Source organism: Phaeodactylibacter sp. (assembly GCF_040219495.1).
GTDB lineage: Bacteria > Bacteroidota > Bacteroidia > Chitinophagales > Saprospiraceae > Phaeodactylibacter.
The window spans coordinates 1-14,587 of the sequence record NZ_JAVJSK010000079.1 but is presented as its reverse complement, the minus strand read 5'-3'; the positions used below and the strand labels follow the sequence as shown (position 1 = coordinate 14,587).

8 protein-coding genes are annotated in these 14,587 nt (G+C 50.9%); 5 read left to right on the top strand and 3 right to left on the bottom strand.

Going from position 1 to position 14,587, the window contains the following annotated elements; all coding sequences use genetic code 11:
* Window positions 1-37 precede the first annotated feature (37 nt).
* From RIC19_RS11455 to RIC19_RS11440, 4 genes are read left to right on the top strand one after another with little or no spacing between them, the layout of a single operon-like run.
* Window positions 38-2,359, top strand: a complete 2,322-nt coding sequence (locus RIC19_RS11455; protein WP_350178457.1) for a hypothetical protein — start codon at window positions 38-40, stop codon at window positions 2,357-2,359.
* 6 nt (window positions 2,360-2,365) lie between these two features.
* A complete protein-coding gene (locus RIC19_RS11450) occupies window positions 2,366-4,210 on the top strand; it encodes a glycoside hydrolase family 88/105 protein (protein WP_350178456.1) in 1,845 nt (614 codons plus the stop codon).
* 17 nt (window positions 4,211-4,227) lie between these two features.
* Entirely contained in the window at window positions 4,228-6,510 is a 2,283-nt protein-coding gene (bglX, locus tag RIC19_RS11445) for a beta-glucosidase BglX (RefSeq protein WP_350178455.1), read from the top strand.
* Window positions 6,511-6,535: 25 nt separating this feature from the next.
* On the top strand, window positions 6,536-8,404 hold the full coding sequence (locus tag RIC19_RS11440) for a right-handed parallel beta-helix repeat-containing protein (protein ID WP_350178454.1): 1,869 nt from the start codon (window positions 6,536-6,538) through the stop codon (window positions 8,402-8,404).
* Between the two features lie 182 nt (window positions 8,405-8,586).
* Here the strand turns inward: RIC19_RS11440 and RIC19_RS25760 are convergent, their stop codons facing one another.
* Window positions 8,587-8,670 (bottom strand): hypothetical protein, encoded by an 84-nt coding sequence (locus RIC19_RS25760; RefSeq protein WP_502930834.1) that lies wholly within the window; start codon window positions 8,668-8,670, stop codon window positions 8,587-8,589.
* Between the two features lie 158 nt (window positions 8,671-8,828).
* Between RIC19_RS25760 and RIC19_RS11435 the strand changes: the two genes are divergently transcribed.
* On the top strand, window positions 8,829-9,446 hold the full coding sequence (locus RIC19_RS11435; protein WP_350178453.1) for a hypothetical protein: 618 nt from the start codon (window positions 8,829-8,831) through the stop codon (window positions 9,444-9,446).
* Between the two features lie 80 nt (window positions 9,447-9,526).
* Here the strand turns inward: RIC19_RS11435 and RIC19_RS11430 are convergent, their stop codons facing one another.
* Together RIC19_RS11430 and RIC19_RS11425 are read right to left on the bottom strand one after the other, a co-directional pair.
* Window positions 9,527-10,564, bottom strand: a complete 1,038-nt coding sequence (locus RIC19_RS11430) for a T9SS type A sorting domain-containing protein (protein ID WP_350178452.1) — start codon at window positions 10,562-10,564, stop codon at window positions 9,527-9,529.
* A 72-nt stretch (window positions 10,565-10,636) separates the two neighbouring features.
* A complete protein-coding gene (locus RIC19_RS11425; RefSeq protein ID WP_350178451.1) occupies window positions 10,637-14,425 on the bottom strand; it encodes a DUF7948 domain-containing protein in 3,789 nt (1,262 codons plus the stop codon).
* Window positions 14,426-14,587: the final 162 nt, after the last annotated feature.

Here is a 14,587-nt window from a genome sequence, read left to right as displayed (position 1 = left end):
TGATAATTTTGATTTTCAACCTCTTAATCCTTTGGATATGCTTCTGTATTTTCCAAGACGCCTTTGGGGCAATATCCCTATCCCGCTGATCCTGGCATTTTTGCTATGCGGTATGGGTATCTTGCCTGCTCAGGCCCCAAAACTACCTCCTGACCTGAAGCTGCACGCGCGGGTCAATCAGTACGATGCGGAACACTTCAATCTGCTGACAAACCGGTACAGCACCCCGCTGCAAGCCGGGAATAATCCACTTGCCCTACCCGGTAGTGCATGGGCCATTCAGCTCGACCTGGAACCCCTTCCCGGTCAGCCTGATGTACTGGAAGGCACCGCCACCTTTATTTGTCAATCCGGGCAAACGCCTTCCGCCTCAGTATCTATCGATTTTGAATTTTCAGACTGGTCCACCGACAACTATGTGCTAATGCCGGGGGCCGTTTACAATGGGAACCGCTTCCCTTACCGGCGCATCCGCTACTCGCCCAAACTTTTGGACCCCAGAGATATCGGGCCCGACATACCCACAATCATTAGCGATGTGCCCAAGCTCAACGTGAGTGATGGTCCCTCGCGCATCCAACAGCGGACGGGCGATATGACCCTGCCCGCTATTGGGTTCCATCAACCGCAAAAACAACAGGGCGTATGGCTGCTGACCCCGCCACAGACCCGGCTTGGCGATTCCGGCATAGACATCACCGAGAACAGGAACCGGGACAAAGCGACCATTAGCCTCACCGCTCCTGTGGTGCGTGAGCAATATAAATACCGGATTACGGATAGCCGCTGGCCCTCCGATGATATACCTGCGGATTTCACCGCGGGGGACACGGTTCAGATTACCTTTCAGTTGCACTTGTTTTCAGCGCCTGAACTGCAAAGATTATTCGATTACTACACCGATATCCGCAAAAGCTATTTGCCGGCAGGTGAGCACCGGTTGATCCTGCCCTTTTCCGAGGCCTTTCCCGTACAGGAAGCCAAGTTTAACAGGCTGAACTGGGAAGACGAACATGGCTATTATTCAGTCGGGCCCCGCAATATGTTCCTGCAAGACTGGCAGATCGGCTGGACGGGCGGTATGATTTCCACCCTGCCCCTGCTTTGGGAAGGGCATGACACCACCCGGCAGCGGGTGCTCCGGCAGTTCGACTGGCTCTTTCCGGATGGGCTTGCCCCCTCCGGGCTGTTCTGGGACTCCGGGGAACATGGCGATCAATGGTACGGCGGGGATATCCGCAAGCCCCACACCAAAAACTGGCACCTGATCCGCAAGAGCGGGGATGGGCTCTATTACGTCCTAAAGCAACTGATGCTGATGGACAGCCTGGGGATTACCCCAAAGCCCAACTGGGTTGCCGGCACACAGGGCGTAGCCGATGCCCTGGTGAAGATTTGGGACGACCACGGTCAGTTTGGGCACTTCGTAGACAATCCTTCCGGGGAAGTCGCTGTAGGCGGCTCCACGAGCGGGGGAATTATCCCGGCAGCCCTCACCCTGGCCGCCTCCTATTTTGACGAACCTGCTTACCTGGAAACAGCGAAAGCGGCCGGCCGCTACTACTACAAAAATTACATACAACGCGGCCTGACCAACGGCGGCCCGGGCGACGCCATGCAGAACCCCGATAGCGAGTCCTGCTATGCCCTGATCGAATCCTACGCCAGTCTCTACGAAGCCACCGGCAATACGGAATGGCTGCAAATGGGTGAAGATATCGCCCGGCAGTTTGCGACCTGGGTGATTGCCTACGATTATCCTTTTCCGGAAAACTCCCTGTTTGGCAGGGAAGGGATGCACTCCATGGGCGCAGTCAACGCCAATACCCAAAACAAACACGGCGCACCCGGCATTTGCACCCACTCCGGGCAGGCGCTGCTCAAGCTTTACCGGGCGACCGGCGATGCTTTTTATGCCGAACTGCTGCAGGACATTGCCCGCAATATGCCACAGTACCTTCCCCATCCCCTCAACCCCATCGAAGGGACAAAGGAAGGTTGGATGTGCGAACGGGTCAGCACCACCGACTGGCTGGAAGGCATTGGGGAAATTTCCTACCTCACCACCTGGTCGGAGACGGCGCTTATGCTCACTTACGTGGAAATCCCGGGGCTCTATGTGCAGCCCGACCGGGGCATCTGCATCCCCTTTGACCACGTGGAAGTCAGGAGCCAAACCGAAACGGCGGAAGCCCTGGAGGTCGTCCTTCACAATCCCACCGAAGGTGTAGCCAACGTCAGGATACTGGTGGAAAATGCCGCCGACCGGGCCCGCCCTCTAGGCGAGCTTGCCCTTTGGAATACTTCAACAACAACCCTGAAGCCCGGTGAAAGCCGCACCCTTCAGTTCAAAAAATAAACAACCATGAATAAGTTTCATACACGACGTATTGTTAGAAGGCAGGTGTTCCTGATGGGGTGCCTGCTCTTTTCCACCCTCTTCGCTTTTGCCCAGGAATTTGAACGACAGCCCGTCGATGCTGTAAAAGCGGTGGCGGATAAGACCCTACGGGATGTTCCTTTCGCTTTCCGGGCAATCCTTCAAAAACCGGGCACCTATTTTCGGGGTATGAACACGCTCAACCTGGAGCGGACTTTCCCAATGGGCAAACCGGGCGTGGCTTACGCGCTAAGTGTCATCAACAGCGAACGTACCTCTACGCTGCCCCTGGAAGTCAGCCACAGCGACGGGCTGAAAATCTGGCTCAACGGAAAAGTCGTCTACGAAAAACAAAAAACCGGGCCCGCCGTAGTGCGGGAAGAAGAACGGGATATCTTTCTGGAAAACACCATTCAGTTGCCCATTCAGAAAGGCCGCAATGAGTTGCTCATCAAATCGGAAAGTGCAGGCACCGACTGGAAAGTCTTCCTGCGCCCCCGCTTCCCCAAAGTCGCGGAGGGCCAAAAGCAGGACGATGAATGGATGAAGCTGTCCATCGGATACCTGCCGCATATCACCGAAGAGGTAGCAGAGCTGTCCAACTGGCTCGTCATTGGCCCCTTCCCCAACCCGGGTCGGGCCGGGTTGAGCACCACTTATCCACTGGAAGAAGGTTTTGTACTCGGGCGTTTGTACGAATACGGCGGTCAGGAAATCGCCTGGCAATTGCCTAAAGTGGAAATCCTGGCAGACGTAATTGATGCTGATCCGCTCTGGGGCACGCTCTACGACTGGAATTACCATACGGCGGGCTACGCCTGGGCTATCCGGAACCTGGGCGAGTTTACCGGAGAACAAAAGTATGTGGACTATCTGACCACTTATTGTAATTTCATGTTTGATATCAAGCCGTACATCGGGTACGAGAAGTATACCCTGCACCGGCCGTATTCCCGCCATACCCATCTTTGGAATACGCCCCTGCTGGACTTCACCTCCGCTCCTGCCCTGCCCTTTATTTACCGATTACGCAAAGACAATAACTTTGACCGGCAGGAAGAATATGAGGCGCTGGTGGAGGCTACTCAGGATTATCTGATGAAAGAGCAAATCCGCCTGCCCGATGGTACGTTCACCCGGGAAACGCCCTTTAAGTACACCACCTGGGTGGATGATATGTTCATGGGCATACCGTTCCTGTTGCAATCGGCATTACTTACTGAAGCCCCTGCTGAGCGGCAGCAATACTTCGACGATGCCGCCAATCAGGTGCTGGGCTTCCACAAGCGGGTGTACGACCCGGAGATGGACCTCTACATGCACGCGCAGTACTCCGAGCGCCCCGAAGTCAAGCTCCCCTACTGGTCCCGTGCCAATGGCTGGGGTATCTGGGCAACCACGGAAGTTCTGCTCCACCTGCCCAAAGACCATCCAAAGTACAAAAACATCCTGAAAATTTACCGCGACCATGTGGACGGGCTGGTCAAGATGCAAGACCCTGTATCCGGCTTTTACCACAACGTCCTCAATCGTCCTGATTCCTTTGAGGAAACTTCCGGCACCGCCATTTTCACTATGGCCATTGCCCGTGGCATCAATCAGGGATGGATCAAGGATAAAAAGTACCGCCCTTACGTACTGAAAGGCTGGAAAGCTCTGGATAGCGTCATCGGGGAAGACGGGACCGTAAGCCAAATCTGCATGGGCACCATGTGCACCGAAGACGTGCAGTACTACTACAAGCGTCCGGTGGTAAAGGACGACTCCCATGGCTTGCTGGGGCTCATCTTCGCCGGCATTGAAGTCCAAAAACTACTGAACAACCGATAACTTAGAAAGCCTTAGCCATGAAACCATTAGCCTTAGTCACCATTTTTTGGGTAGCTGCCATTGGATGGCTCTATGCCCAAATCCCAAACCATAACACAACCAATCATGAAGCTGAAATCCAGGCGCTCCTGGATGCCATGACCCTGGAAGAGAAAATCGGTCAGCTGACGCAAATCAGCAATCACTTTGACATCACCGGTCCGCCCCCCGATGAAGGGGAAAATAAAATCCGGTACGACTTACTCAGCAAGGGCCTGCTGGGCGCCATGCTGAACATCACCGGAGTCGAACACACCCGGGCCATTCAGGAAATGCACCTGAAAGCCAACCGGCACGCTATCCCCCTGCTCTTTGGGCTGGATGCCCTGCACGGGTACGAGACGTTATTCCCAGTCCCTATCGCCGAGGCCAGCAGTTGGGATTTGGAAGCCATTTCCACCTCGGCCCGCATCACCGCCCGGGAAAGTGCCGCCGCCGGTGTACACTGGACTTTTGCCCCGATGGTGGATGTCAGCCGGGATGCCCGCTGGGGCCGGATCATGGAAGGTGCCGGGGAAGACCCATACCTGAATGCGCAGGTAGCCGTTGCTAAAGTGAAAGGGTTTCAAGGCGATGATCTATCGGCCAGTACGACCATAGCAGCCTGCGCCAAGCATTTTGCCGGGTATGGTTTTGGGGAGGCTGGCCGGGATTATAATACCGTAGACATGAGCCGACAGACCCTGCACAATGTGGTGCTACCACCTTTCAAAGCCTGCGTGGATGCCGGTGTGGCGACCTTCATGGGCGGGTATCACGAGCTCAATGGCGTGCCGGTGACCACGCATGCCTATCTGCTGCAGGAGGTACTGCGGGACAACTGGGGCTTTGAAGGGTTTGTGGTATCTGACTACAACTCGGTGAAGGAGGTCGTCAGTCACGGGCAGGCTTCCAACCTGGAAGCTTCCGCCGCACGGTCTTTAAAAGCGGGTACTGATATGGACATGGGCTCGCTGACTTACTACTATCACCTGAAGGAGCTGGTGGCTTCCGGACAATTGGACGAATCAGTCATTGATCAGGCGGTGGCGCGCATACTGCGGGTCAAATTTGAGCTGGGGCTCTTTGATGACCCCTACCGCTACTGTGACGCTGAACGGGAAAAACGATGGCTCTCTGCCCCTGAGCATCAGGAAGCGGCGCGGTCGGTCGCCCGGCAGTCCATTGTTTTGCTTAAAAATGAAGAGGATGTGCTGCCGTTGTCCAAGCAAAAGCGCATTGCCCTGATTGGCCCACTGATCAAAGACAAGGACAACCCGCTGGGCAGTTGGCGAGCGAGGGGCATAGACAGTTCCGCGGTGTCCATCTGGGAAGGGCTGCAGGCGGCCTGGCCGGATGCCCGCTGGAGCTATGCCAAAGGCTGTGGCATCACAACGGGTGCCCGCAGCTTCCGCGACCGCCTAACGATCGACTACGATACCTCTGGATTTGCGGAAGCCCGCCGGGTGGCAGCGGAGGCTGAACTGGTGGTACTGGCGCTGGGGGAAGACTGCTTTATGTCGGCAGAAGCCCGCAGCCGGGTACACCTCGACCTGCCGGGTGTACAACAGCAACTGCTGGAAGCTGTTTACGAAGTCAATCCAAACATCGTCCTCGTGCTCATGAATGGCCGTCCGCTCGACCTTAGCTGGATGGACGAGCGCATCCCCGCCATCGTGGAAACCTGGTTTTTGGGCAGTCAGTCCGGGCACGCCATAGCCGATGTGCTGACCGGAGCGTATAACCCTTCCGGGAAACTGCCGGTCTGCTTTCCCCGCTCCGTAGGGCAACTGCCGCTTTACTACAGTCAGAAAAATACCGGCCGCCCCGGAGACGAAAATCATCCGCATATTTTCTGGTCGGGCTATATTGACGAGCGCACGGATGCCCTTTATCCCTTTGGTTACGGATTGTGCTATACCGAATTCACAATCAGAGACTTAAAGCTCAATACTTCGACTCTTACACCGGGCGAAATACTGACGGTCAGCCTGACCCTTACGAATACCGGCGACCGGGCGGGGCACGAGGTCGTGCAGCTGTACACGCGCGATCATACGGGCAGCAGTACACGTCCGGTGCGGGAGCTGAAGAGGTTTCAGAAGGTCTTTCTGGAACCTGGGCAGCACCGCAAAATATCCTTTGAGCTTACGGAGGCTGATCTGGCTTTTTACACCGCCAATGGAAAATGGGAAGCGGAGCCGGGGCGCTTTTCGGTATTTGCAGGTAACAGCTCGAAGGCTCATCTAAACGCTGAATTTGAGCTTGCTGCCCCCCGGTAATATTTTGTTATCCAAAACATCAACTATGCCAATCCGCTATCCTGCCTTTTTACTCCTTCTGATACTCAACTGTACCCTGTATGCCCAATCGCCTTACCGGAATTTCGACAGCAGCCTGATGCCACATGGTAATGCTTTTGAAAGCTGGGAAAGAAAAGCTGAGCCCGACCAAACTTTTTTTGTAGACCAAAATCATCCGAAGGCGAGTGATGAAAACCCGGGTACGGAGGCGCGGCCCTGGCGTACTATTGGAAAAGCAGCGGCGGCTTTGCAGCCCGGGGAGCAGGTACTGATCAAAAGCGGGACTTACCGGGAAGCGGTACATCCTGCACGGGGTGGAACAAGTCCGGAGAAGATGATCACGTATGCGGCTGCACCCGGCCACCGGGTGGTGATTAGCGGTGCGCGGGAATTGCCGTTGGAAGGATGGGAACCCGGCAAAGGATGGCGCTATACCGGGCAGCGGCACACCTACGAAGATACTGAGAAACCACCACTACAGATCTGGCAATACGATCTGCCACCGGAATGGTTTATGGGCTACAATCCCTTTGCGCTGCGGAACCTCGGGCAGGACCTGGAATGGGTGGACTATAAGAATATCAACATGCACGCCCACTTTCAGCGCCGGGGCCGTCTATTTTTGGATGGGCAGTTGCTGAAGCAGGCGGAGCATCCGGTAGACCTTGCCGAAGCGGAGCAGGGCGCTTACTGGATTGAGCACAACGGGCTGAGGCTGCACGTCCGGTTCCCCGGGCGGACCGGGCCTGCGGACTACACATCCATTGAAGCGACCGTGCAGGAGCAGATCTTTGCGCCGAAAGCCTACGGGCTGCCCTACATCAGGCTGCAAGGGCTCACTTTTGAAAAAGCCGGCAATGGGTTTGCCATGCCACAGCGCGGCATGGTCTCTGCCCGCCGGGGCAACCACTGGATCATTGAGGAGTGTACCCTGGAATGGGCCAATAGCATTGCCCTTGACCTTGGCAACGAAATGTGGCATACCAATTCCCAGCCCGGGCTCGGCCACCATGTCGTGCGCGGGAATACCTTCCGCCACTGCGGCACCGGCGGATTGCAGGCCAATGGTGCCCGTCAACTGCTGGTGGAGGACAACCTCTTTGAGCACATTGGCTGGCACGATGCGGAGCACGGCTGGGAGTCCGGTGCAATCAAATTTCACCGCGCCCGGGGGACGCTGATCCGGCGCAATGTATTCCGCCACATTACCTATGCGCCCGGTATTTGGCTGGACTATCTTTCCAGCGAAAACTGCAGGGTGACCCAAAATCTCTTTTCGGATATCACCACGGCCCGGGGTGCCATTTATGTGGAAGTCAGCCGGGGCGCTATACACGTCGACCACAACGTTTTCCACAAACTGCGCAGCCAGTACTGGATCAGCGGCGACTACGGTGCGGGTGGCAACGCCTTTTACACGGATGGCTCAGACAGCATCCATTTCCACCACAACCTGGCGATAGATATCGAAAACACTGGCTACGGCTCCTACCTCAATCCAACCCGCATCGTAGCGGGCAGAGGAGGAACCGCCCGCGCACAAAGCGTAACCGACAACATCTTCATCGACTGCCGCAAGCACGCCATTGAGCTGCCGAATACTCACAATCATACAAATGGCAATTTATTCGCTCAAATGCCCAGTGGTTTTTTGAAGCTGACCAATCCGCCACCTGCCCTGCTGCTCCATCTGAAAGCCTGGCAGGACTACTTCGGGTGGGAAATGCAGGGTAAAAAAGTAAAAGCCCATGCGGTCCTGAATACTGATGAACTTCGGCTAAAATGGGAAAACAAGCCTGACCTTGACCGGGATGCAGGCCCGTTCTTGCTTCGAAATGGAGCGCAGGAAATAAATATAGATCCCAGGCAGTAGGAATGGCTGTACTGGTTCAGGTATCTAATTCCCCCTTTGCAGGAAATACTGTACCCCTATTGATGCTCCTACCTCAAATCCACGGTCGGGCAATGGTTCGTCAAATGAACCTGACCAGTCACTGGTCCCCTTAATATTCGCCCAGAGATGATGGCTCAAATCGAGCCCCAAACTTCCTTCACTCACTCCACCACAAACTTCCGCACCATCTGCTCCGACCCTGCCAGCAAGCGGGCCACATAAACCCCGCTCGGCCAGTCTGCCACATCAACCTGCCAGCTTTAGAGGACCGGGCTCAAATTCAGAGCTCCGGTATGAAGGGTTTGGCCGGTCAGGTTCTCAGTAGGAGCCTAACCCAAAAGTACACCTAAACGGAACCAAACTTATAATGAGCTGGTTATAAGGAATAATCATCTTACCAACCATGGCAGAAAACAACGGTATCAGCTGGGACGAAATCAAAGCATTGTTCGCAGAGACCGATCGGAAATTTCAAGAGACCGATAGACAGTTTAAGGATACTGACCGGAAATTTCAAGAGACTGACCGGAAGTTTCAAGAGACCGACAGGAAGTTTAAAGAGACCGATAGAAAGCTGGACAAACGCTTCAACGAACTTTATGGGCTGTTCTCCTCGCAGTGGGGGCGCCTGGTGGAAAGCCTGGTGGAAGGCGACCTCGTGCCTATACTACAAAGGCGCGGTATCGAAGTAGAGCAGACCGCCCGGCGGGTCAAAGGCAGTCATAAAGGGCTAAGCTATGAGTTTGACATCGTTGCCCGAAATGGCACAGAAGTGGTGGTCGTAGAAGTCAAAACCACCCTCAAGCCCAAGCACATCCATGAGTTCCTCGACAAAATGGCCTCCTTCAAAACCTGGGTTGAGGAATACGCCCCCAATACCATTTATGGTGCGGTAGCTTTCCTACAGGCCGATGCCGGGGCAGAACAGATGGCAGAAAACAAAGGGCTATTTGTCATCCGCGCTACCGGAGACTCAGCGGCTATTGTTAATAAGGCGGATTTCGTGCCGCGTACCTTTTGATCCGCTTGTTTAATCTGATCAATGGCTCTACGGCGCATTTGATACTGCCATCCTGCTTATTTTGCCGTCGCTTCTACTCGTCACTCCTTCACAAACTTCCGCACCACCTGCTCCGCCCCGGCCTGCAAGCTTACCACATACACACCACTTGGCCAGTCCGCCACATCGACTTCCCAGCTTTGAAGGGCAGGGCTTAGATACAGGGCTTCAGCGTGAAGTGTTTGGCCGGCAAAGTTTTCGATTTGGAGCTTGGCTTGGGTGGATTGGGCATGCTGTAGTTCTATATGTAGGGTGGAAGTGGTGGGGTTGGGGAAAAGGTTTATTTTGAAGCTTTCATCAATTACCTTCTCTGTATTAACCACTAAATCTGACTCCTTTATTTCAATTACTTGAAAGCGTTCTTTCGCACCAAAGACTAGCACTCCTGGGCTATACTCCAACAATCTAAAGGCAAATAGATATTTTCCAGGCGCTGTTGGCCTGTCCCATATAAATTCCTTAGCAATATTATCTACATATATTGAATCCGTGGCAACTGGTAATTCATAAAAATCATTTTCATATGTTAGCACATTTTCAAAGCCAAGATCAACTTGATTTCCGTCGCTTTCAGACACATTAAATGGATAGTGCAACACCCCATATTGGTCAAAATAATAGGTATCCTGATTGTTTTCGAAATTAGCTATATCTTGATCCTGGACAACTACAATTGGTGTACTGCTGAATGCATTACTGAGTATGAAGTTAGCAGGATTGATACTTAAATTGTTCACGTCTTCAAAAGTGAAAATTGTATCTACCTGGACTACAGTATTATTCTCTACACCGATAGCAGAAGAGAATTCATACCTAAACTGAATTAGGTTTTTTGATAGCACACTTTTTCTTACCCAATCAACTCGACCCGTGAATCCAGCAGATACATTTACAGGTATAGAATGCCCTTTGTAAGTTGTGTCTTCTGTGGCATAATAAATATCAATTTCCACATTAAACATAAATGATGGCAGTATGGAATCCCTTTCGATTTTCACATCTCCCCCCATGAACACCTGACTATTTCCAATCATTGGAGATAACCATAAAGACATAGCGAATAATACCAGATAACGCATGATGGCAAAACTTAAAGAAGCAGTGGCTAAACATAATCACTTAGCCACTGCTCAGAATTAGATATTTGATTATTACTCACCCACCTTTGTAAACTGTGTAGAACTATTTCCGTAGGAAGACCTGACCGTGATAAAGTAAGTACCAGAGGGGTATGCATGGATATCCAAAACATAAAAAGAGTTGCCAACATTCTCCTTAATTTCAACAACTTGCCCCAAAGCATTGTAAACGACAAAACTAAAAATCTCACCTTTTGAAACCTTTACTTCGAGTGTTTCCAAGGCTGGATTTGGATATACAACTAACTCACTATCTTTTGACAATTTCAAGTCTTTAGTAGAAGTTAATGCATCATAACTAAGCCTGGCCAAAAATAAAGATGCTTGATTCGAAGGCTCGTTTATAAAGTCCACAAAATAACTTTCAGGTTTATTTGAGTACATCATCAATGGGAAGTCAGTATCAGTAGGAGAAGAAGGGGTTTGTGTCACAACTCCCCCCAAAAAAAGATGATCTGAGGTCACATCTAAAGTGTAAATAGCATCAACTCCATCTGCGCCAAAGTAGGTAGTCCAGTAAGGGGTGAAGTCCCCATCCAAGCCTAATAGAAAGCCATCAATATTCGTTGTACCTGTTGCTGCTTGAGAATAGAAACTTTGATAATTAATAGTACTAATTCCCCCTTGGGCAAGTCCTCCTACAATAATATTTCCATTAGCATCCCCTTTAACAGATGTGAAGTTCAAAAAATTCCCACTATTATAGTACGAGGAGGCCAAAAGCTGCCCTGTATTTGAATACTTTGCAACAAAGCCATCTGATGATCCATCAATAGTATTTTGGAATAAACTACCAGTTACTCCTGAAGACTGTACTTGAAAATCAGTAGAACTCGTCTCGCCTGTAAATACAACATTACCTTGGTTATCCACATCCATTGCTGATTCATTATCTCCCCCGTCACCCCCAAAATAAGAGAACCAGACTAAATCGTTATTAGCCTCATTTATCTTGGAAATTCCTATGTCTGATGATCCGCCATTGAATGAATAAACATCTGAATTAGAGTTTTCCTGTATTGGAGCTCCGTAAGTATCTCCTGTATTATCAACGTATCGCCCAAGTACAAATATATTACCAAAACCATCCGAATTAATACTACTAACGTTATCCATGAAACCTGTGGACCATTCAATAGATGAAAGATTATTGCCAAATTTTGCTATAAATCCGGTCCCTTCATAATCTGTAAAATCTCCACCAGTAATTGTGTTGGTTGGCACTACACCTAATCCACCAATATAAATGTTTTTACTCGGAGACTCATGCAGTGCAAAAGCCTGAGCAGTACCCCCTGTAATCGTAGCAGACTGATCGACCCCAAAAAAAGTGGAATGGTTAATTTGCCCATCAGCGGTAAACAAAGTAATAAAAGCGTTACGGCAGGTACTATTCTCAGTTGCACATGAATTCGAATCATCAATAAAGGAAAAACCATTATCAAGAATTGGAAATCCGGCACTATTTGTTCCAGTTCCACTCCCTGCGGTAGATCCAACTAAGATTAAATTAAATCCTGATGCACCAGAAAACACTACATCATTCCCTCTATCATCGAAATTTCCGCCGATATAACTGCTCCAAGAGAGATTCAGCTCACTATCAAAAGTAGAAACAAATGCGTCTGATTGTGCCAAGTAATTAAAAACCCCATTTTCATTAGGGAAGTCAGGGCTAAACGTTAAGCCGGTAATTGCGTATTCATTTCCTTCAGTCGCATCAGATTCAAATATTTCCTCATAGTTTGTACCCCCAAAATATGTACACCACTCTACATTGCCGCTTCCATCTTCTTCTTTGGAAATCGGTTCTTCTAAAACAATTACCAATACCTTTGTCGTATCAAAAACTCCAATACTGTCAAAAGTAACATTGCTGCCTGAAATACTGAATTCTGGCTGCCAAGAGGTAGAGGTTTTTTGGTTGGCAGTATCAAGTTGGAACGAAGAAGGGCTTGCCAGTAAAAAATCATGTAGGCTGGTTTGGATTCCTAGGCGCCCCTTGCTATCAATAGCTAAAGCATCCTGGCCATTGAGCTCAAGCTCAATGTCTGAAGGGTCTCCTCCAGGTTCAACGACGAAGTAATATTTCACCCCTGAAGGACTTGCAAAAAGCTGTAAGTTGATATTGTCGTATAGATCAGAAATTACTACACGACCATACTGACCTACTTTTGCTCTACCCTCCTGTATATGGTCTAAATAGTAATTTTCATAGTAAGGTTGCTTCTCCAAGCCAGCTACCGACATTAATGATGATTTACTATCTTTAAACGAAATATCTACTCGGTGGAGCGTGTCTGTCGTGCTAGCGCTTGAATCAATTCTTGAACCAACTAGGCTCAACGTATCCTTTCTGACAAAAATACTTGGGTTAGTTCCAAGGCTGTAGAAACGTATATCATCTACTGATGTTCCTGACGTATCAGTCAGCTGCCCCCGCTGCTCTGTGAAAGCGATTGCCGGCGAAGCTCCTCCATCCCCCGGAGGGATGACCAGCTCTTTTTTCGCGTACCGCACGAGCATGTATTCCGTTTTACCGTTTGACAGCCCGTTCTTGCCCAGAACAGACAAACCGCCTTCACCATCTAATGCAATAGAGGTCGCTTCATCGTCTTTGCTGTGCAAGCCATTGAAGCTGGACGACCATTCTGTCGTGCCGTCGCTGGCTTTCAATATACGGGTGTGGTAGTCCTTTTGCCCAAGGGTATCTGTTGAGCCGGTGGCGTAGACCAGCCCGTCTTTGCCTGCTACTACCGCTTTGGCTTCATCATCGCCGTGGCTCGGCCCATCGTACAGCGCAGCCCACAGCTGCGTGCCGCTATTGTTGTACTTGATCACCGCAAAGTCCCTGTCGTTGGAGGTGGTGGCATAGCCCCCGACATATACATTGCCCAAAGAATCGATGTCCAGGCTGGAAGGGCGGTCGTCACTATTGGCAGCCCCATTGTAAACAGACTCCCAGACCAGGCCAAGGGTGTCATCCAGCATCACCGTGACAATATCATCCCCATTGCCAGCCGCATTGCTGTAGCCGGTAACATAGAGATTTTGTTCGGTATCAGCCGCAAATCCAATGATTTCGTCAAGGTCCACCTGGCTATTTTCGGAAAACCCGCTCAGCGTGCTCCCATCGGACGTTGCCAATACTGCTGAGCCTACCCTGTGAGTACCATTATTAAATTCAAGGCCCACTCCAATAGTCAGCTCACCAGGGTTGCTTTTTGATAGGGTGCCTATTACCAAATCCCGGTTGTTCACTGTAGTGACATGGTCCCAGACTTCAGTCCCTCCGTCAAGATACTTGATACAGAGCGCACCAAATAAGCCGGTGGTATCCGTTATCGCGCCTCCCACATATATAGTATCGCTATCTACGAGAAGGCTACTGCCCCCATCGTATCCATTACCAATGCCGTTGTAAGTGCTGTACCAGTCTACCTGGCCTGTAACCCCATACTTCATAGTCAAGACGTCATAGCTGTTGGCGCTGCCATTATAAACCGTGCCTGTAACGAATAATTCTGTTTTGTTGCTGTTGGTCGTAATGGCCCCGACAATAATGTTTCCTGGCACAGGAAGGTTAAAGGTGTCCTGATACATTACCGTTCCGCTTCCATGGTATTGGGTAACCAGCAGGTCATAATACCCAGCGCTTTCATTGTACACACTTCCAGCTGTAAATGCGCCTCCAAAGCGGTTAGGCGTGCTCAGCACCCGGTCCAGCGATACCGCAGGCTGCGCCCCCTGACTGGCCTGCCAGGTCTCCAGGTAGAAACTGCTTTGCTGGGCTACTACCAAATTACAGAAAGAAAGAAAGAAAGAAAGAAAGAAAGAGCAATCGCGTCTGTGCGGGCGGTTTCAGGTTCAGGTTTACATTTTTCATAGGTAAAATATTTATCGGTTAATTAAGAAATACAGTGTTAGGTAGCCTGGTAAAGGGCAACAAGGAGACAGAACTCT

Coding starts and splice junctions, on each gene's coding strand:
- RIC19_RS11450 (WP_350178456.1), top strand. CDS start 2,366: ATGAATAAGTTTCATACACGACGTATTGTTAGAAGGCAGGTGTTCCTG.
- bglX (WP_350178455.1), top strand. CDS start 4,228: ATGAAACCATTAGCCTTAGTCACCATTTTTTGGGTAGCTGCCATTGGA.
- RIC19_RS11435 (WP_350178453.1), top strand. CDS start 8,829: ATGGCAGAAAACAACGGTATCAGCTGGGACGAAATCAAAGCATTGTTC.
- RIC19_RS11455 (WP_350178457.1), top strand. CDS start 38: ATGCTTCTGTATTTTCCAAGACGCCTTTGGGGCAATATCCCTATCCCG.
- RIC19_RS11440 (WP_350178454.1), top strand. CDS start 6,536: ATGCCAATCCGCTATCCTGCCTTTTTACTCCTTCTGATACTCAACTGT.
- RIC19_RS11430 (WP_350178452.1), bottom strand. CDS start 10,564: ATGCGTTATCTGGTATTATTCGCTATGTCTTTATGGTTATCTCCAATG.